Consider the following 21,018-nt stretch of genomic DNA (forward strand, 5'->3'; position numbering starts at 1 on the left):
CTTTCAGCAAGGCTTAGCCTTGGCAATCACTTTGTCATTTCTGTTGCTTCTAGTAAGGAACGGGCTTTATTGGATGTCTCTTTATATTCTAATGAAGGAACAGAAGCTCCTACTATCCCCGCACCTGCCTGAACATACGCTTTGCCTTCTTTTACGAGCATTGTACGGATTGTCAATGCGAAGTCGATATTACCGTTAAGACCAATATATCCGATAGCGCCTCCGTAAATCCCACGATGTTGATCTTCCAGTTCATCAATCATGTCCATAGCGATTGGTTTCGGGGAACCCGTAACAGTTCCTGCTGGCATCGTCGCTTTCAGTGCATCCAGTGCATGCAAACCTGGAGCAAGGTCACCTGTCACTTCGGAAACTAAGTGCATAACATGTTCATAGCGAACTGTTTCCAAGTAATTTGCAACTTCAATCGTTTCGGGACGACAGATTTGTTGCAGTTCTTTCTTGCTTACTTCCACAAGCATATCGTGTTCGGCCAGCTCTTTCGGATCATTGCGTAATTCGATTTCAAGCGCTTCATCTTCCGCTTGATCTCGCCCTCTTCTGCGAGTGCCCGCAATTGGATTGGTTAATACTTTATCTCCGGTGACACGCACGAGACTTTCAGGTGACGTTCCGATGACTGTATGATCTTCAAACTCCATGTAGTACATATATGGAGATGGATTGCGGCGACGCAGTTTACGATACAACGCAAACGGATCACCTGTAATATCTGCTTCAAAGCGACGTGATAGAACGACTTGTTCCGCCTGCCCTTCTTTAATCGCATCAATAACAATCTGGACACGACGCTCAAACTCTTCTTTGGAAATGGCACAACGATAATCAGATAGAGAAACACTATCTTCTTTATCGACTGAACCATTAACAATCATATCCTCGATGGCGTCTAAATCAGGCGCTTCGTATACTGGATTGATTTCTGTATGCAGCAACGTCACTTCGTGCAATTGATGGTCATAGATCACGATGGTGTCGTAAATATTGAAGTAGACATCCGGCATCTGGAGGTCATCAGCTGTTCGTTGTTCACCATTTCTTGCTGCTCCATACCCTACATAACCAACCGCACCGCCTGTAAACGGGAACCCCGCATCTTCCGTAATACGCGGCATGAGACGCTTCAATAACGTATAGAGATCTCCTTCATGCGTATACGTCCTATTCGTTGAGTAGACGATCTCTTCTACTACACCATCCCGACCACGATACGCTTTTTGAGGATTCAGTCCAATAAATGAATAACGCCCAGACCCACCTGCTTGCGATGAGCTCTCCAACAGGAACTTATGATTCCCTTTCAATCTTCTAAATATCAAAATAGGAGTTAAGGAATCTCCTTCAATCTTTCTCGTCGTGACCCGTAAGTTCTTCTGCTCTGTCATCATAATCATTCTCCTCTGCTCTATGGACTGTCGTATAATTCTTATGATTAAATAGAAAAAGCCCTCTGCAAACAGAGCCAGTTAGCCTGTTGCAGAGGACGATTATATAACCGCGTTGCCACCTCAAATTGAAGTACCAAAGTACTCCCACTTTATGTGTTTTCACACTGCCCTTAACGCGGGCAAACGTCTGTTTTTCATCAAAACAGCTGCCATAAGTCCATTCACGAACAATGTGTATCAGTTTTCACCAGCCACTGACTCTCTAGAAAGCACATGCGATCGCTACTCTTCTTATTCATATCTTTTCGCTATTCTCTTCTCTGCTAACTCATCTCATCTACCGGGACGATTCCGCTATCGAAACCTTCTGTCCATCTAGTTATTATATTTATCTTAATATGCAGAATCTTTAATGTCAACAATTTCTTACGGGAAAAATGCTATAATTAGCTTATTGTAACAAGTGCGGAAGGAGAATCTTTATGCGGATTAATAAATTTTTAAGTAGTGCAGGTATTGTATCCAGACGGGGGGCAGATCAGTGGATTGCTGACGGTCGCGTGAAAATCAATGGTCAACTCGCGGAACTCGGCAGTAAAGTCGAATCAGGTGATCAAGTAGAAGTTGACGGCAAGCTAGTCGAACAAGAAGAACAGTTAGTATATATCGCGCTTAATAAACCAGTAGGAATCACTAGTACAACAGAACGCCATATAGAAGGTAATGTGGTGGACTTTGTCAATCACCCATTGCGAATCTTCCACATTGGACGTTTAGACAAAGATTCTGATGGCTTATTACTATTAACGAACGACGGTGACATCGTCAATGAAATCCTACGGGAAGAACATGGACATGAAAAGGAATACATCGTGACAGTGGATAGTCCCCTAACCGCTTCGTTTATTTCACAGATGGAAAAAGGGGTGAAGATTCTTGATACTGTCACAAAACCTTGTACGGTAACAAAACTCGGTCCTAAAACCTTTTCTATTATATTGACACAAGGTTTAAATCGACAAATCCGCAGAATGTGTGCAGCGCTCGGCTATCACATACGTCGCTTGCAGCGTGTTCGGATACTCACTATTGAACTGGGTGATCTTCCAATTGGTGAATGGCGAGAACTAACAGATGCAGAGCGTAATAAGCTATTCAAAACACTTCATTACAAACCGAAAAGATGAAAAGATCATGAAGGCTTTACAAAGCTTTCATGATCTTTTTTGTTATGTACTGCTCTCCTATTCCTACACTTCTAACAACCTATATATTTTTTCTTCAATAACTAGTTCAAAACTCTCTCATTCATGTTATAATCAGACAGATTAAATCTATTCTTCAATCTATTAGATATTATTATATAATTTCATAACTTTTATACTTGCAAAGCAAGGACTATTCTACTTCCCCATAACGATTTCTAAAGAAAGGATGTGCCTTTATGCCGTTATATGCTCCTAGTATTTCTTCACACCTATCTACACTACTTGATGAAAAGTTTTGCATATCACTTATAGACTTAAGCGGTCATTTCACCTATGTAAACCACAATTTTTGCGTGCTGACAGGTTATAGCGAAGATGAGTTACTAGGTAGAACATGGGGGAAGTTAAATAGAGAATTTTCTATTGAAGAGAGGCTTTATATACTTAAAAGGCATTTTGAACATGAAACCGTCTATCAAGAAGCCATACAAATTCACTCTAAGTCTGGCTCAGTACACTGGCTAGATATCGCCATTGTACCTATTTATGATACGATCGGAGACTTAACGGGTTATCTCTCACTCGACATTGATGTAACCGGCTCAAAAATGGTCTCAAACGAGTATGCCAAAACACGTATCGACCTGCAGAATTTTAAATATGCGCTGGATGAATCAGCAGTAGTTGTCATCACCAATCCAAAAGGCGTAATTACGTATGTCAATAATCGCTTCTGTACCCTTTCAGAGTATTCGCGTCAGGAACTGATCGGCAAGACACATCGGGTAGTCAACTCAGGTACACATCCTAAAAGTTTTTTCGCAGATATGTGGAGTACGATTCAGTCTGGTCAAGTATGGAGAGACGTGATCCGTAATAAGTCTAAGTCCGGAAATTTTTATTGGGTCCATACTACTATCGTTCCGTTTATCGGTTCAGATGGTAAGCCATTCCAATATATTTCCATACGACAGGATGTAACATCTCAGATGGAAGCGGAGAAATCATTAGAATTGGCATTAAAAAATGATTTTTCTACGACTGTGAAAAATCTCCAAAATGCTATTTTTAAATATTCCTTGGACGAAAACGATCAAATTCATATTACGTTACTAGAAGGAAAAGTTGCCGAACAACTTGGAATCACTGCGGATACACTTAATCAGCTCGCATCGAATAAAGGCTTCACTTTGTCTACATTTAAGCGACAGCTTCTTGGTGCACTACTTGGTCGTGTAGGACAGTTCGAAATTGACTATCAATCAAGAACTTTTCTAGTTTACCTCTCTCCTATTTTTGAAGGTGAAAATGTAGTCGAAGTTGTCGGTACCGCCAGTGATATTACAGATCGTAAAGAAGCTGAACGTTTAGTAGAACATATGGCATTTCACGACCATCTAACTGGATTGCCAAATAGAAGGTTACTGAAGCAGACAGTAGAAGACTTGATTGAGACCCGTTTAAACAACCGGGAACCTTTCGCTCTGCTTTATATGGATTTGGATCGTTTTAAAAATATTAATGATTCCATGGGTCATTATGTAGGTGATCAATTGCTTAAAGCGGTTGGTGCAAGATTACAAACGCTCGTTAGGCAAAATGACTTGGTTGGTCGACTTAGCGGAGACGAGTTTCTTATTCTGTGTTCTTCTACGACGAAACAAGGTGCACAAATGGTCGCCAAACGAATTGTCGATGAAGTATCAAAATCATTCCTCATCGATTACTTGGAAATATTTATCGCTCCAAGCATTGGCATCAGCATGTTCCCAGACGATGGTGCACAGTACGATACGCTTCTTCGTAATGCGGACTCTGCTATGTATTTAGCAAAACAATCAGGTAAAAGCACATATCAATTTTTCACTGAAGAACTTTATAAAGACTTAATGGAACGAACTTTAATTGAGATGGAATTGCGTCAAGTACTTCACAAAGAGGAATTATCTCTACATTACCAGCCGCAATATGAATTTAATACAGGAAATATGATTGGCGTAGAAGCTTTGGTACGCTGGCAACATCCTTCCCGAGGCATGATTCCACCCGGGCAATTCATACCGATAGCAGAAGAAACTGGAATGATACTTGCCATTGGTTTGTGGGTGCTAGAAACTGCTTGTAGACAGGCGAAAGAGTGGCAAGACTTGGGCCACACTTCACTATTAATGAGCGTCAACGTCTCCTTACGTCAGTTTAAAAGTATCAGTTTTGTGAACGATGTCAAAGAAACACTTCATAAAACCGGTCTGCTGCCACACTATTTAAATATCGAAATTACAGAAAGTATGACCTCTGACGTGGACTATTGCCAAAACATTTTACAAGAACTTCGTGAGATCGGCATTAAAATTAGTATCGATGATTTCGGAACAGGTTATTCCTCATTAAGTTATTTAACTAAGTTTCCTCTAACTCACCTTAAGATCGATCAATCTTTTGTTAGAGAACTGAATTCGAATTCGGTTATTGTCAAAGCTATTATTGACTTGGCTAAGAACTTACACTTACGAGTGATTGCTGAAGGGGTTGAGACTCACGAACAGGCCGAATTTCTCAAGAAGCTTGATTGTGACGAAGCACAAGGTTTTTTGTATTCTAGACCCGTGCCTCCCAACGAACTTTTACAGTTATTCACTACTATATAACTATACTAGGTAGCCAGCAGACGAACGTCTGCTGGCTATTACTATTATATGTGATTACTAATGAATTACTTTTTCATCGAGTTAATACTAGAAACATTATTCTTCCTATTAATTTTGTGCTATAGTTTTCTTTATATTTCAATTTTTTAGACATACATAGATAACTATTTACAGGGAGAGATGTGAATGGGCACTACACAAATGCGGTATTCAATTACAGCGTTAGCCGGATTTCAATGGCTATTCTTTATGTTCGCTAATACAGTTGTCATCCCTATTTCGGTCGGTACTGCTTTTGAGCTTGAGCAGATTGAAATCGTTTCAGCCATACAACGCTCATTTATCTTTACGGGAATCGCTTGTTTACTTCAAGGAGCACTTGGACACCGATTGGCATTAATGGAAGGTCAGTCAGGTTTGTGGTGGGGTGTTGTACTCAGCTTGGCCGGAACTGCGAGCGCGATGGGCTTAAGTTTAGCTACAGTTGGAGGCAGTATTGCAATAGGCGCCATGATTTCTGGTGTACTGGTTGCTACTCTCGGTATGCTCGGTATGGGCGAAATTCTTAAGAAGTGGTTTACACCTACTGTCATGTTCGTTTTTTTACTACTGTTGGCTAATCAGTTGATTACTATCTTTTTAAAGGGAATGATTGGTCTCAATGATGGTGAATTCATCAGTCTATCGAAGACTATATTTTCATTCGCTCTAGCGGGTCTGACGATTTTGGTTCATGTGAAAGGAAAAGGAATCATCAGCAGCTTGAACTTACTCATCGGTATGACAGTCGGATGGATTAGTGCTGTGCTGATTTTTCCGCAAGCAGCCACTGAAACAATTAAAACCACGCCATTTATCCAATGGTTTCCTTGGGGTGAGCCAACACTTGAAATCGGCATCGTGTTTACAGTCGTCATTACAGGTTTATTGAATACAACGAACACAATTGCTACTCTAAAAGGCGCGGAAGATATATATCAAAAAGAAACTACTAAAAGTCAGTATAAAACATCGTTCCTTATAACAGGGGGATTGAATGTCGGTGCAGGTGCGCTAGGCCTCGTTCCGTATGCACCTTATGCTTCATCTATCGGTTTTCTTCAGTCCAGCGGAATAAAGGACAGAGCTCCCTTCTTTATCGGTTCAATACTGTTCATAATCCTTGGGCTCGTACCGTCATTAAGTGCGTTTTTTTCCACTATTCCTCAAAGCGTCGGAAACACGGTATTATTTGTAGCCTATTTACAGTTATTCCGGTCTGCCTTGCGCAATGTGGAAGGATTAACTTTCGAACCTAAAACTATTTACCGAGTCGCATTACCTGCACTTCTCGGGTTATCGATTATGACTTTGCCAGCCACAGTATTTTCTTCACTCCCGGAGCTAGTTCAACCTCTATTATCAAGCGGGTTGTTAGTTGGGATCTTAGCTGCACTCTTGATGGAATTCATATTCTGGATAGGAAAGCGATTCAGTTATTCTGCATGAATATAAATACAGCCCTGATCTATAGGATCAGGGCTGTTTGTACGTATAGACTAAGAAGCGCTCTGCTTTGTCATGGATTTGCAAATGTGCAATCGGTATCTCCGCCACTTTCTCGAATAATGGGTGACGATGCAAGAAATAAACGTATTCATCAGTCGGATAATATAGAATGATTTCCAATGTGCGGGGGACGTTTTCTGCTGACTTTAGAATTCGTTGAACTACAGACCGAAAAATGTCCAAAGAAAATGGATTAAAGAAGTAGAACGTCACAGCATCTGCAGGAATGATGTAACTCTCCGCTATACAGCATTCAAATGAAATAGAACCAGGTCTCTTCGGAAAGGCTTGTCGATAATCCAATAAGTTGGTCATTGCATTTTGATGTAACACACTATTCATTTCAATACCTATTGTGTCCAGACAAAAAAGATGATTTACATAAAAAGGCACTCTTCCTTTTCCGCAGCCAAAGTCAATCAAGCTCCCCTCTTTTAGGAGGTCATGTTCGGCAAATAAATAATTTAGCATCTCGTAAGGTGTCGCTTCATAACGATTATAATGAGATGACTGATGAATCCACTCTCTAACACCCTGGGTTTTGATGTGCAAGCGTTTATCCATAGAATGCTCTGGCACTTCTCCATCTCCTTTCTGTTGATCTACTACTAAAGAAAACCCCGGCATATTACTTCTGCCGAGGTTCATCAGAAACAACGATGGTCTTATTACGTCCTGTACGTTTTGCTTCATACAGACTTTGATCGGCTAATTCGATAAGTCTCGCCGGGTGGTTTGCGTGTAGTGGATAAGCAGCTACCCCAGACGAAATTGTAATGACTTCGCCGCAAGGGCTGACTGTGTCCTCCATTTTTTCACGAAGGCGTTCTGCTGTCAGGTAAGCAGTTACTTTATCCGATTTCGGTAATAAGATGACAAATTCTTCTCCACCGTAGCGGCAACATATATCTTGCTTGCGAACTGTTCGTTGCATCCAATCTGCCAAGTAGATCAGAACTTCATCGCCGACTGCATGACCATAGCGATCATTGACACGTTTAAACTTGTCTATATCAAAAATAATTAGAGCGAATGGTGTTCCATCGTCCACCCATTGCTTCATGTAACTATCCATCATTCGACGATTTGTTAGTTTCGTCAACGGATCGATCGTTGATTGGTGAATGAAATAGTTCATCTCATTTTTGAAGTAATCCAAACTATGTACCATAGCTCCTTTTAATTGTTTAGCTTCATAGTACCAATCAGAGATGGCTTCCATTTTTTCTTTTTGATCAGACTCTACACTGTTTTCCGTATAATATGCCAATTTTTGAAGTGGCAGAGCAATCTTTCTTGACAGATACCTAACCAAGAAGAACGAAAGAAGTAGTAACGGGAGAGACTTTAATGCCATCTCCAGCACCATTTCTTTTGCGGGAGCAACAGAAATATCTAGTGGTCTTTGTACTACGATTCCCCATTCAGCAATGGGTACATAGGCATATCCAGCCAACATAGGCATTCCCTCCGTGTTAATTAGCTGTTTATGGCCGCTTTCCCCTGTTATTAATTTTTGAACCACCGGGTTGCTCGAGACATCCTCTTTCAAACGTTCTTTTTCTTGATGATAAATTAGTTTCCCTGCATAGTCTACTACATAAACATACGAACCATTTTCATAGTAATGGTTCCCTAGGAGCTTCTCTAATATATTAGGCTGATCGAGATAAATGGCTCCTCCCAAAAACCCCTTATACTCACCGTTTTCAAAAAGTGGAACACTAATAAATATAATTGGTTCTCCTTCAATTCCAACGTAAGGGTGAGAGATTATTTTCCTCTTTTCCTTAATAGCTTGCATTGCTCCAATCGATGTTAACTTTCCCCCAAGCAACTCAAGGCTCGGAGAGGAGGCACCTAGTATGACACCTTCTGTAGAGGCGACCGCAACAGAATCAAATGTACTCGTTTCTGTTCTAATCCGCTCGGCTAACGCATTCATTTGTGTTTGTGAAGAAGGGTCATCAAGGAGAGATAGGACTACTTCCGCATTAACTTCTAATGTGTTTAATATTTCCCGTAAATAAGTATCTGTAGTGGACGTCAATTTTTGGACATATGCGTAGTTAGTTTCTAGAGTGGAATGTATTAATGTTTGTTTATGCACTTGATATGCCACCGTAGTACTCGTTAGAAAGGTCAACGCAATAGCCAGTATTGCCACGACTTGAATTAAGTTCTTCAAGGACCATCTCATCTGTTTCCCCATTCTCCTTTTCCCTGTGGTTCTATCCTCCTATTATATCATAGAGCAAAGAGATTTTATGAGACTTTTTCAACATTCAATACGAATTACACCAAAATTTTAAATGTGTTCTCACATTGATTAATATTTTTTAATAGGAAATTCCTACTCTATATCCCTTATAATCTTGTTTAGATAATTCATCATACGCGAACGCAGCAGTATCACCGGTAGAAATCTTGGCGCCATCAATCGGTAAGTACTCTCTTTCCGTCCGATAATTGCCGACCGCTTCTCCATCAGGTAAATAGGTTGGGCACACGATCGTCCAGTCTAGACCGGAATCTTGCAACATCGTAAATACTTTATGGTGCTCCTCTGCCGCAAATGTCAACTTACGATGGGATTCATTCGATTGATAACGTAACTTGGACGGTTCTGTTCTGCTATTTAATATGCCTGCCGTTCCAATTGTTACGATTCTTTCGATTCCGTGTTCTTTCATTCCTTCAATAATAGCCGGCATCGCTTCTGTCAGTGTGGTTGTTTTGTCAGTGCCAAGAGCACTTACGACTGCGTCCGCCCCCGATAATGCTTTTTTTACTGCATCCGGATCCCGTACGTCACCTGCAATGATCGTCAGCTTTTCTTGAGATTTGCACTTCTCAGGCGATCGAACGACTGCCGTTACCTCATTACCGTCAATTAATGCACGACGAACAATCTCACTTCCTGTACGGCCTGTTGCTCCAAATATTACAATCTTCATCTACTACATCTCCTATGTTCAATTTATCGTTAGATACTCTTCATGTTTTACATTCATGCTTTGCGTTAAATATGCGTGAAGCACCGGCAACAATAAACGGTACTTTTTTATTTTAATATGATGTAAGCTTCGCCCAGCGTTGCAGTGCGTAAATTCCTCGTTGGAAGAATGTCAGGTGGTTTTGGTATTCTTCTACGTCCAGAGTGTATAGCGCGTCTTCATTATTCCATATCCGATCGAAATACGCGTTGATTTCATCTGTCAGCTCGCTGTCTGTTGGTGCTATAATACGCAGATTTGCTTCCAGGTTATAATCACGTAACGTACGCTCCGTTATATTGGCAGATCCGTTTGTAATATACGTCTCGTCCGCAGTCTGTACCGTTACTAGCTTGGTGTGATATTGACCGATTACGGTATTGTACCAACGCACTTTAATTTTATCATCTGTATTCTCTCTTATTTCTTGGACGACGGGGCGATTAGGCAAACCTGACTTTTTACTACCGAATGAGTTTTCGTTCGGATCTAGGATAATCTCTACATGTACACCACGATTGGCTGCATCTTCTAAAGGTCGGATTACTTCCTGCTCAGAAAGATAAAACATGCCCATACGGATTACATCATCTTTTTTTGCTTTTTTAATATCGCCCACTAATGCATCCATTACCTTGCTCTCTGTTAAGTACTGGGCCTGGTAGGGTCCTTCTTGTTCTTCCGTTTCGATACGCGGTAACGTTCCGTCTGATGAATACTGAAGCACAGCTTCTTCCGATTCCAATATATCGTTCTGAATTGGGCCTTTCACTTTGAATGCCACATTGCCGTGACGACCACTAGCTGCGTGAGGATTAGAAGACGTAACTAATGCCGCTTGTTCTGTCACAAGAGTTTTTCGATGATTCGCTTTAACGTTCAATAATTTCAAATAAGATGAGAACTTCACTTCAGGCGCATCACTAGCCAAGAAGTTGGGGAATTGATTTTCCCCGTTAAAATCAAACCACTGTAGGAAGATGCGGTATAACCCAGAGTATAAGGGCATTGAATCACGCAATGGCTCCAAGTCTGTGTACACTACTTGCACACCTGCTTTTTCCAATGCTTTAAACCATTCCGACTCATAGGATTCATATCCTGTATTCACTGGATCCGTTATGTATACGATCGGCATGTCAGGAGACTCTTTCCTCTTCTTCACAAGTACTTCTGTAAGTTGATCCGCAATTTGAGGAAAGTCTTCTTTTTCATCATAGTAATCATCCATTAAGAAGAAGTCGAGCACGACAAACTCTTGCGCTTCTTCAATCATTCGAAAAACCTCATTGAATATACGAAGTTCTGATTTGTAGTGATCTTTTGACTTCGTCTTAGAGTACGTTAAATCATAAATGAACTCTACGTCTTCTACTTGATGAAGTTCTCCTTTATATGAAATACCGGGTGGCAATGGCTTATACGTTTGCCAAAGCATGACACCCGCGTAAAGCAATGCAACAAAAAGCAGTAGGTAGGAGGCTATGCGCTTTTTAGTCATTTTACGTTTATGATTCACCAAAAGCTCTTTCCCCCTTTCCCTAGTTCATTTGATATACTCCTTCCTGCACACATCGTATGGCGATATTATGTTTTTTTTACTATTCCCTCTCTATCTAGCAATAAACTGTATGGATCTGCATTATTTCATTGAAAGATAAGGTCGTTCTGCATGCCACTCAATAGTTACAGGTACTTGATACGTTTCAGATAGCAGTTCGTCCGTCAAGACTTCTGTTTTAGGACCACTCGCTACAATTTTTCCTTCTTTTAATAATAGTACGTGAGTGATTTCGGGAACGAGTTCTTCTATATGATGTGTGACATAAACGAGGTGCACATTATTTTCCGTAGCAATTTTAAGCGCTTCAAGAAACTGTTCTCTTGCCAAAATATCCAACCCAGAACACGGCTCATCCAAAATCAATAAATCTGGATTACCCATCAATGCTCGTGCAATCAATACACGACGTTTTTCTCCTTCAGAGAGTAATCTGAATTTCTTGCCTTTGACGTCTTCCAAACGAAATTCCTTCACTAAATAATCGGCACGTATCCAGTCTTCAGCTATAATTTCATCGTAAATACCAAAGCTCGCAAATTTACCACTAATGATGATCCGCTCAATCGATTCATTCCAGAAATAGTCCGAGAACTTCTCTAGAGAACTACTGACAAAACCGATTTTCTTACGTAATTCAGGTAAGTATGCGCTCCCAAACCGTTTGCCAAGTACCTCCACTTCACCACTAGAAGGAATTTCATATGTAGAAATAATAGATAATAACGAAGTCTTACCGGAACCATTCAATCCAAGCATACCCCACTGCTGCCCTTTCTCAATACCCCAAGTTATATCTTGCAGAATTTGATTATCGTCTCTTGTAAACTGAATGTCTTCAACTTTTACAATGGCCACATACATTCTCCTCTCTATGATAAAAGACCGATTCGCGCTAAATGCTACGAACCGGTCTTTTCTTCTATTCGTTCTTTTCTTTCTCCACTTCTCGATACTTTTTCTTTTCAAGCTCTTGATACTTTCTATCGTTTTTCTCTTTTATTTTCCTAGCCTTTTCTGCTTCTCTGCGTGCTCTCTTCTCTCTTTCACTTTCTTTCCGTTTACGTCTCTTTTTGACTTCGCCTTCCACATGTTCAAATTGGCGAATATCTGTCGGTCTGACTGTAATCGGTTCTCTGGCTAATAGTTTGGCCAACGAGAAGATCAGTAATAGAAGTAGTAAGGTAAACGGCAGGGCAGATACGAGTGATGCTGATTGCAAAGCTTCTAATCCACCTGCATATAATAATACAGCCGCGATTGCAGTCATTAGGAATCCCCAGACGAATTTCACAATTAATGGAGGGAATAAACTACCTCGTGTTGTCATACTCGCTAGAATATACGTTGCGGAGTCAGCAGACGTGATCAAGAATGTAAAGATCAGCACAATAGCCAGGAACGATACGATCCCTGTCATCGGCAAATGTTGAAGCGTTGCAAAAATAGCAGACGTCACATCCTTGTCTACTTCTTGTGCGATTTGTGTACCATTACGCAAGTCGCTGTATAGTGCCGTTCCACCGAGCGTCGCAATCCACATACAAGAAAATGCTGGCGGGATGACCATGACACCCATGATGAATTCTCGGATTGTTCGTCCTTTCGATACACGTGCCACGAATGCACCGACGAAAGGTGACCAAGCGATAGTCCAAGCCCAGTAGAAAATGGTCCAATCCTTTACCCAAGTGCCACCTTGATAAGGTTGTAGACGCAAACTGTACGTAATGAAGTTATTAATATAATCTCCAATCGCCAGCGTAAAGGTTTCCAATATAAATACTTTTGGTCCTACTATAAAGAAAAATAGCAATAATGCAATTGCCATACCCAAGTTAAAATTACCTAGATAGGCAATACCTTTACTCAAGCCTGTTGAAGCAGATGTCATGTAGGCAACGAACACAACAGCAATGATCAGCAGTTGAATCGTAAACGTACTCTTAATATTAAAGACATACTCCATACCACCACTCATCTGTAAGACACCCATACCTAACGAAGTAGCAATTCCCATGACAGTTGCTATGACTGCAAATGAATCGATTCCGGTCTTAACGTATCGATTACTTCCAATCAACGGCTCGAGCGCCGTTGAAATCAAACCATCCTTCTTCTTCCGGAACTGAAGAAACCCAATAACTAGCCCTACTATGCCAAATATTGCCCATTGAGAAATACCCCAGTGGAAGAATGAATACCCCATTGCCACACGTGCCGCCTCTTCTGTCTGGGCTTCAGCACCAGCAATAGGTGACTTAAAGTAGTGACTCATTGGCTCCGCCACACCCCAGAACACCAATCCTACACCGAAACCGGCAGAAAAGAGCATACCAATCCACGTAAAAAACGGATATTCCGGACGTTCTGTATCTCCACCCAAACGAATGGCTCCGAATTTACTTATTGCCAATCCTACTAAAAATATAATGACAATAAATACGGCTAGTAAATAAAACCACCCAAAATTATCTGTCGTAAAATGATAGAGCCTTTCAGAAACCACGCCAAACGGTACAGGTATGGTCGCTCCTAGTACGACGAGCACAAAAATAAATACGGCAGAAATAGAGAACACGGGATTTTTCCAGAACTTTTTATCCAAACCTATCGACTCCTAGTGTTCATTTGGTAACTCTCTTACTACACTCCTTACCCCAATTACAAGAAATATAACGTACTTCTGCCCATATCAATTACAGAATAAGAAGTTACCAAATAGATTATAACTGTCAATATTACACATCAAAAAAGACATCTTCAAGTGCAAATGTCTTTTTCAGTATATATTCAGTTCGTTTCATCCTCTATTCCCTGAGACCAGCGTAAGGCTTGTAGAAAAATATCGCTTAACTCTTTTTTAGGAATTGCCAGTTCACGTGAAAGCCTCTCTACTGTTTCCCATTCAAAACGCTCTACCGATTCTATGAGTTCCATGTATGGACTCATTTCAGTTTGCTTTCCACTTAATGTATCCATAATGACATCAGACAAAGAAAGTAATGGCAAAATATCTTCCCATTTCCGCTGCATCACTGCATCAATCAACGAAAACATACCTGTGAGAAAGTACTCGTCCTTATTTGGTTTTCTTTTATACTTCGCTAACAGCTCACATGCTCGTGCACGACGAAGTGATAATTCAATAAGCGCTTTCACACGACCATCTTGTAGATCTTGACCTAATTCATGCAACATTAGAACTTGTAGCCACTTCTTCGTTTCATTTAGCCCGATCATCATAATCGCTTGCTTGATAGAGCTAATTTGACGCGGTATGTCAAAGGCTAATGAGTTGATAAAGCGTAACAATTTATAGGATATCGATACATCCTGCATAATTAGATTGGATAGTTGATCGATAGACTGGGATTCCTGTTGGAAATAATCAATAATCTGTAGATGAATTAATGTATTAGATGGAATTTCAGCACTTTGAATAATGTCAGGTTTCGCAAAAAAATAGCCTTGAAACAAATCATAGCCACTCTTTAATGCGAGCTGGTAATCTGCCTCTGTCTCCACCTTTTCCGCCAATAAAATAATCGTTGGATATCTTTTCAAAAATGTGTTGATGCGATGTTTCTCCGTTATGCTTGTTTGAATGAAATCCACTTTAATAATATCCACCAGCTCAAATAACTGAGAATAGGTTATGTATTGATCTTGTAAAATAAAATCATCTAACGCTAGCGTAAATCCCGCTTCCTTAAACATTCGCAGCCGACGCAAAAGAGCAGGTGTTATTTCCACATCCTCCAAAATCTCGATCACTACTTGATCAGGATTCAGACTCATAAATACGTCTTGCGCTAGCAGTTCACCTGAAAAGTTTATAAATGAACGTACACCACTTGTTACCTGGTCGATTCCAACGGTGAGAAAAGTATTGACCAATAGACCGATGGTAGCCTGTTCAGGATTTATATCAGGAAAACAGTTCTCTTCGCTATTTCGGTATAGTAGTTCATATGCATAAATCTCACCTGAGCGGCTCAGGATCGGCTGCCTTCCGATAAATATGGAGTAATCATCCATTTATGCCATCTCCACGTTTCATTTGAACGTCTCCTTCATTGTATGTATTCTTCCTACGAAACTACTGAAGCCACGTACTCCTTCTATTGTACTAGAATACAAGTTATTAATAAATATATTCATTAGATATAACTATTCTATTCCAAGGGACCTATAATAGCGAAATTAATTTATTCGCTATGGAGAAAGATTGGGTTCGGTCATATAGCATGAGAAATTTACATATCTTGCGTAGAGGAGTTGATAACGAATGGATTATACGTTCAGAGGAAGTTATGAACCATATATTTCTCCGTGGGATCCGTGTCCACCTATCAAAGTCAAAACGTTTTCCTTGCCGCCTCAGCTTTTTATGAATTTCCAGCCCGCGTCACTTCCACAATTTTCACCTGCTGAAGCTTTACAACACGGGTCGCTGTGGCCGGCACTAGTCGACGGCTATTCAAAAAGGGAGGGGATCTCCTGATGGATGCAACGGAACGAAGAGACATGTTGAAGAATGTGCAGCAGGCTGATTTTGTGGTAGTCGAACTGACACTCTACACCAACACGCATCCTAATGACCAGGAAGCACTTACGCAATGGCGACTTGCTATAAAAGAAGCAGCCAGACTAAGGAAAATGTACGAAAAGCGTTTCGGACCGCTTTCCTTACATTCCATACCGTCTGAACAAGCCATTGATACGGGTTGGCGCTGGAACCAAGCACCTTGGCCATGGCAAATGTAGTCTCAACTATATACTAGTTTACTGGAGGGAATATTGATGTGGGTCTATGAGAAAAAATTATTGTATCCGGTAGAGGTCAAAGAGTGTAACCCAAAACTTGCGAGGTACATTGCGGAGCAATATGGCGGTGCAGATGGCGAGCTGGCTGCTGCATTACGCTATATGAATCAGCGTTACACCGTTCCTGATAAAGTCATCGGTGTACTGAATGATATTGCGACCGAAGAGTTTTCTCATTTAGAAATGCTTGCTACCATGATTTACAAATTAACGAAAGATGCGACCCCTGAACAACTTGAAGAAGCCGGACTTGGTGCACATTACGTCAATCACGGCCATGCGTTGTTTTATGAAAATGCGGGTGGTGTACCCTTTACGACTACGTACTTACAAGCAAAGGGAGATCCGATTGCTGATTTGTACGAAGATATAGCAGCGGAAGAAAAAGCACGCGCTACGTATCAATGGATCATCGATATCTCAGACGATGCATGGATTAATGATTCTCTTAAATTTCTAAGAGAAAGAGAAAACGTCCATTCACTGCGTTTTCGTGAAGCGGTCGAAGTCTTGAAGGAAGAACGCGACAGGAAAAAAATCTTCTAACAATGGGTCTCCTTTTCTCTTTTCAACAAAGAGAAGGAGACCTTTTTAGTGTTTAATCACAAGGATTCAATGGTATCTTTTGTAGAAAGGAGATATACGGAGGTGTTCTTTTTGTTAAAACGAAGAATGAAAAATGCACAACGTTCACAGGAAATCATAAATGTCTTTTTAAGAAATGGATTCAGTCATGTCTTATTTCGTCTTGGACTGACGGATCGAAAGTTTACTTCTGCGGATGAACAAATCGATTTGAATTTATATCATGTCGGTAAAAAATTACGAACTGCATTAGAACAACTCGGACCAACTTTCGTTAAGCTTGGACAAATTGCCAGTGGCCGGCGCGATTTAGTCCCAGAGGAAATCGCTTCAGAGCTTGAAAAACTACAAGACCATGTGGAGTCTTTCCCATTTGAAGTAGTCAGGGAAATAATCGAGCATCAATTAGGGGGAACGATTGAAGAACTCTTTTTAGAATTCAATGAAAAACCACTCGCATCAGCTTCTATAGGTCAAGTGCATACAGCTCGGTTGCCTAACGGTGAACACGTAGCGGTAAAAATCCAGCGCCCTAATATCCAACAACAAGTGAATACTGACCTCGCTATCTTGCACGACTTGGCCGGATTTCTCGAGAAGAATATGGACTGGGCGAAAGCGTATCATATAAAAGATTTAATCTATGAGTTCTCTCATTCTCTACGTGAAGAATTGGACTATCAACTAGAAGGCCGTAACGCAGAACGAATCTCGCATCAATTTGCGAAAAACCCTACCATCCAAGCTCCGGTTGTTTACGATGAATACACTACACGTGTTGTGCTAACGACAGGACTGGTCACCGGTATTAAAGTGAGCAATATCGGACAACTGGACCGCGAAGGATATGACCGCAAGTTGATTGCAGAAAGAATTGCAGATTCCATGCTGTCTCAAGTAATGGAAAACGGTTTTTTCCACGGTGATCCTCATCCTGGTAACATCTTCATTGCACCTGGAAACGTTATTCATTATTTGGATTTCGGTATGGTCGGTCAACTGAGTAAGGAAATGACGTATCATTTCATTTCATTGCTCGTTGCCTTGCAAAAAGGAAATATTGCTCGATTAATCGATGTATTTGAAGCTATGAATATTTTACATGAGCATACTAAAACGGATGCTCTATATCGTGATTTACAGATTATTCAACGAAAATATTATGAGACACCCCTTACAGATTTAAGATTAGGCGATGTATTTATGGAAATTTTCTCAATCGCTTATCGCCACCGCATACGTTTACCGAATGAAATTGCTATTCTTGTAAAGGTGATTCTGACACTTGAAGGTGTACTCGGAAAATTGGATCCTTCATTCAGTATTATGAAAGCCATTGAACCGTATGGTAAAAAGATGGTGTTCAAACAATTCGATCCACGCTACTTACTGGAGAATGGTTGGCATACTTTTGTTAAGAATGCCGAAATTCTGTCCGAATTACCTAACGATATGAAAAAAGCCATCAAAACCATACAAAAAGGGAAAGTGGAATTAGACGTCGGCTTGAAGCAAACAAACATTATTTTCCGCCGACTTGATAAAATCGCTAACCGCCTTTCTTTAAGTATCGTGTTGTTGGCATTCAGTATTCTAATGGTCGGCCTAATTATCGGTTCTGCCATTGCCGGACAAACCGCGCTCTTCTTAAAGTTGCCGCTCATTGAAGTCGGTGCGGTCATCGCAACTCTAATGTTTATTTACCTGCTATTTTCCATCTTACGTTCCGGACGAATATAATGTTCTGTTTATCCCTACACAATTGGGGAATAAGAAAAGCAGACTACTATTTTCGATGGGAGGATTTTATGTGAAGAAAGATCATCAAGTAAACGAAGAGAGCAAAAATAAACAATTGGAGACATTCCGCGCGCGTGACTACGAACATTCTATGACAACAAATCAAGGATTGAAGATTTCAGAAGACGAACATTCACTAAAAGCAGGAACACGCGGTCCAACGCTAATGGAGGATTTCCATTTCCGAGAGAAAATGACGCACTTTGACCACGAACGAATTCCAGAGCGGGTAGTTCACGCACGGGGCTTTGCAGCGCACGGTGAATTCGAAGTGTATGAGTCCATGAAGAAATATACAAAAGCAGGATTTTTACAGGAGCCAGGCACCAAAACTCCTGTATTCACCAGATTCTCTAGTGTAGCAGGTAGTAAAGGTTCTGCTGAAACCGTACGTGATGCACGAGGTTTTGCCGTGAAGTTTTATACACAAGAAGGTAACTATGATCTAGTAGGAAATAATATACCGGTATTCTTTATTCAAGATGCTATTAAATTTCCTGACCTAATACATGCTGTGAAACCTGAACCACACAATGAAATGCCACAGGCCGCATCTGCACATGATACATTCTGGGATTTTGTTGCGAACAATCAAGAATCTGCTCATATGGTCATGTGGCAAATGTCCGACCGCGCTATTCCACGGAGTTTCCGCATGATGGAAGGCTTCGGTGTACACACGTATCGCTTTGTAAACGATCAGGGTGAAGCGCACTTTGTGAAATTTCATTGGAAACCAAAGCTCGGTGCCCACTCCCTAGTGTGGGATGAAGCGCAGAAGATTAACGGAAAAGATCCTGACTTCCATCGTCGTGATTTATGGGAATCAATTGAAAACGGAAACTTCGTAGAATTTGAACTTGGCGTACAATTATTAGAGGAAAAAGATGAATTTAAATTTGATTTTGATATTCTAGATCCTACTAAGCTATGGCCTGAAGAAGATATTCCGGTAAAAATCATTGGAAAAATGACTTTAAATCGCAACGTAGACAATGTATTTGCTGAAATGGAGCAAGTTGCATTCCACCCAGGCAGCGTGGTACCCGGAATTGATTTCTCGAATGATCCACTATTGCAAGGAAGATTGTTCTCCTACACAGATACACAATTAATCCGTCTGGGCGGACCTAACTTCCATGAGTTGCCTATTAACCGACCGGTCTGTCCGTTCCACAATAACCAACGTGACGGATACGGCAGACAAACCATCAACGTCGGACAAACTCATTATCATAACAATTCATTATCCAACAATAAACCGGACACGGCTTCCGAGGAAGATGGCGGCTACGTACATTACCAAGAGAAGGTAGAAGGCCGCAAAGTACAAGCCCGAAGTGATTCGTTCAAAGACCACTTCTCACAGGCCCGTCTATTCTGGAACAGTATGTCTGACGCAGAGAAAGAGCACATTATTGCAGCGTTTAGCTTTGAAATTGGAAAAGTGAATGATATGAATGTAAGGAAACAAGCAGTGGATATGTTTGCTAATGTCGATATGAATATGGCGACTCAAGTTGCTGACGCAGTCGGTGTCGAGCCACCAACAGAAGTCACACAGTCTAGCGAATCTAAGTCATCCCCCGCCCTCAGTCAGGAGAACACGGCAAAAGCGCCCGATACGCGTACAGTAGCCGTGTTGATCGCGGACCAGTTTGACGATGAAGCGCTTGAGCCATTCTTGAAGGCTTCATTAGATGCAGGTATGACGGTTAATATTGTGAGCGAGAAGTTCGGCAAGCTGACGGGTAAGAATGGGGCTACAGTAGATGTAGACGAAACATTATTGACAGTTCACTCCGTCCTATACGATGCGTTGTATGTTGTAGGTGGACAAGCGAAGCAACAACAGAAGTTCAATGCCGATGTTGCTGATTTCGTCAATGAAGCGTATATGCATTTCAAACCGATCGGCTCTGCTCCAGCAGCTGAAGGGTTGATGGAAAAGACCAAAGTAAAACCAGGTCCTGGCATTTTGATGGATTTGAAGGTTTCAGGCGAAGGCGAGCAATGGGTAGAGGCTGTTGCACACCACCGCTTCTGGGATCGTAATATTTACGCATAATCAAACCAAGGCTGACGCAAGAAGATCCACTTCTTGCGTCAGCCTTTTTTATGGGTAGTTTTAAGTTTAAGGTTCATAAACTTGAAAGAATGGAGAGTGAATTAATGAGTACGAGCGAATTGAAGCTCCAGCTTCTGCTTCAATCCCTGCCTTTATAGTGGTAGAACTCAGATCACTTACTGACGATAATGTATGAACTATTGTTGCCTTTAAACCTATTTAGGTTAAACTATAAATTTAAGTCAAAATTGAATAATACTCTAACTTTAATGTACAACACTAATTATCCCCCAGTTGCTCTGTTGGGATTTAGGCATAAGCAAAGCGTTTGGAGCACATTTTTTCGATGGGAATATGCACCCCAA

The 21,018-nt window shown here is 41.0% G+C and carries 16 protein-coding genes and 1 other annotated feature; of the genes, 8 read left to right on the plus strand and 8 right to left on the minus strand.

All coding sequences use genetic code 11. The features are described from left to right. Positions 1-26: 26 nt before the first annotated feature. Positions 27-1,409, minus strand: a complete 1,383-nt coding sequence (locus CSV80_RS04940) for an anthranilate synthase component I family protein (RefSeq protein WP_233190826.1) — start codon at positions 1,407-1,409, stop codon at positions 27-29. Positions 1,410-1,497: 88 nt separating this feature from the next. Further along, positions 1,498-1,717, minus strand: a binding site (T-box leader). Positions 1,718-1,891: 174 nt separating this feature from the next. Here CSV80_RS04940 and CSV80_RS04945 point away from each other — a divergent pair. From CSV80_RS04945 to CSV80_RS04955, 3 genes are all read left to right on the plus strand, one after another. Then, positions 1,892-2,596, plus strand: a complete 705-nt coding sequence (locus CSV80_RS04945) for a pseudouridine synthase (RefSeq protein WP_029053343.1) — start codon at positions 1,892-1,894, stop codon at positions 2,594-2,596. 257 nt (positions 2,597-2,853) lie between these two features. Continuing rightward, the gene (locus CSV80_RS04950) at positions 2,854-5,265 is read left to right on the plus strand and encodes a bifunctional diguanylate cyclase/phosphodiesterase (RefSeq protein WP_099669971.1); all 2,412 of its coding nucleotides are present in this window, start codon (positions 2,854-2,856) and stop codon (positions 5,263-5,265) included. 186 nt (positions 5,266-5,451) lie between these two features. After that, positions 5,452-6,753: a uracil/xanthine transporter gene (locus CSV80_RS04955; RefSeq protein WP_233201523.1), complete on the plus strand. Its 1,302-nt coding sequence runs from the start codon at positions 5,452-5,454 to the stop codon at positions 6,751-6,753. 27 nt (positions 6,754-6,780) lie between these two features. On the opposite strand, the gene CSV80_RS04960 is transcribed toward CSV80_RS04955, so the two are convergent. The 7 genes from CSV80_RS04960 to CSV80_RS04990 all read right to left on the minus strand — a co-directional run bounded on the left by CSV80_RS04960 (position 6,781) and on the right by CSV80_RS04990 (position 15,411). Then, the gene (locus tag CSV80_RS04960; protein ID WP_233208466.1) at positions 6,781-7,461 is read right to left on the minus strand and encodes an SAM-dependent methyltransferase; all 681 of its coding nucleotides are present in this window, start codon (positions 7,459-7,461) and stop codon (positions 6,781-6,783) included. After that, positions 7,442-9,013, minus strand: a complete 1,572-nt coding sequence (locus CSV80_RS04965) for a sensor domain-containing diguanylate cyclase (RefSeq protein WP_099670001.1) — start codon at positions 9,011-9,013, stop codon at positions 7,442-7,444. Before CSV80_RS04965 ends, CSV80_RS04960 begins: the two co-directional genes overlap by 20 nt. A gap of 139 nt (positions 9,014-9,152) precedes the next feature. Further along, entirely contained in the window at positions 9,153-9,770 is a 618-nt protein-coding gene (locus CSV80_RS04970) for an NAD(P)-dependent oxidoreductase (protein WP_099669972.1), read from the minus strand. 112 nt (positions 9,771-9,882) lie between these two features. Then, positions 9,883-11,328, minus strand: coding sequence for a phospholipase D family protein (locus CSV80_RS04975; protein WP_233201528.1), 1,446 nt, complete (start codon positions 11,326-11,328; stop codon positions 9,883-9,885). A 123-nt stretch (positions 11,329-11,451) separates the two neighbouring features. Then, on the minus strand, positions 11,452-12,228 hold the full coding sequence (locus CSV80_RS04980) for an ABC transporter ATP-binding protein (protein WP_099669974.1): 777 nt from the start codon (positions 12,226-12,228) through the stop codon (positions 11,452-11,454). Positions 12,229-12,292: 64 nt separating this feature from the next. Then, entirely contained in the window at positions 12,293-13,978 is a 1,686-nt protein-coding gene (locus CSV80_RS04985) for a BCCT family transporter (RefSeq protein ID WP_099669975.1), read from the minus strand. Positions 13,979-14,163: 185 nt separating this feature from the next. Next, entirely contained in the window at positions 14,164-15,411 is a 1,248-nt protein-coding gene (locus tag CSV80_RS04990; protein WP_099669976.1) for an EAL and HDOD domain-containing protein, read from the minus strand. Between the two features lie 250 nt (positions 15,412-15,661). Between CSV80_RS04990 and CSV80_RS04995 the strand changes: the two genes are divergently transcribed. The 5 genes from CSV80_RS04995 to CSV80_RS05015 all read left to right on the plus strand — a co-directional run bounded on the left by CSV80_RS04995 (position 15,662) and on the right by CSV80_RS05015 (position 20,653). Continuing rightward, complete coding sequence (locus CSV80_RS04995) at positions 15,662-15,877, plus strand: spore coat associated protein CotJA (RefSeq protein WP_099669977.1); 216 nt, start codon at positions 15,662-15,664, stop codon at positions 15,875-15,877. After that, on the plus strand, positions 15,877-16,140 hold the full coding sequence (locus tag CSV80_RS05000) for a spore coat protein CotJB (RefSeq protein WP_099669978.1): 264 nt from the start codon (positions 15,877-15,879) through the stop codon (positions 16,138-16,140). The genes CSV80_RS04995 and CSV80_RS05000 overlap by 1 nt, the downstream gene beginning before the upstream one ends. Before the next feature lie 36 nt (positions 16,141-16,176). After that, the gene (locus CSV80_RS05005; protein WP_099669979.1) at positions 16,177-16,746 is read left to right on the plus strand and encodes a manganese catalase family protein; all 570 of its coding nucleotides are present in this window, start codon (positions 16,177-16,179) and stop codon (positions 16,744-16,746) included. 102 nt (positions 16,747-16,848) lie between these two features. Next, positions 16,849-18,525, plus strand: a complete 1,677-nt coding sequence (locus tag CSV80_RS05010; RefSeq protein ID WP_233201525.1) for an ABC1 kinase family protein — start codon at positions 16,849-16,851, stop codon at positions 18,523-18,525. A 70-nt stretch (positions 18,526-18,595) separates the two neighbouring features. After that, a complete protein-coding gene (locus CSV80_RS05015) occupies positions 18,596-20,653 on the plus strand; it encodes a catalase (RefSeq protein ID WP_099669980.1) in 2,058 nt (685 codons plus the stop codon). Positions 20,654-21,018 lie beyond the last annotated feature (365 nt).

The sequence above is a fragment of the Sporosarcina sp. P12(2017) genome, from assembly GCF_002743035.1.
Classification (GTDB): domain Bacteria; phylum Bacillota; class Bacilli; order Bacillales_A; family Planococcaceae; genus Sporosarcina; species Sporosarcina ureae.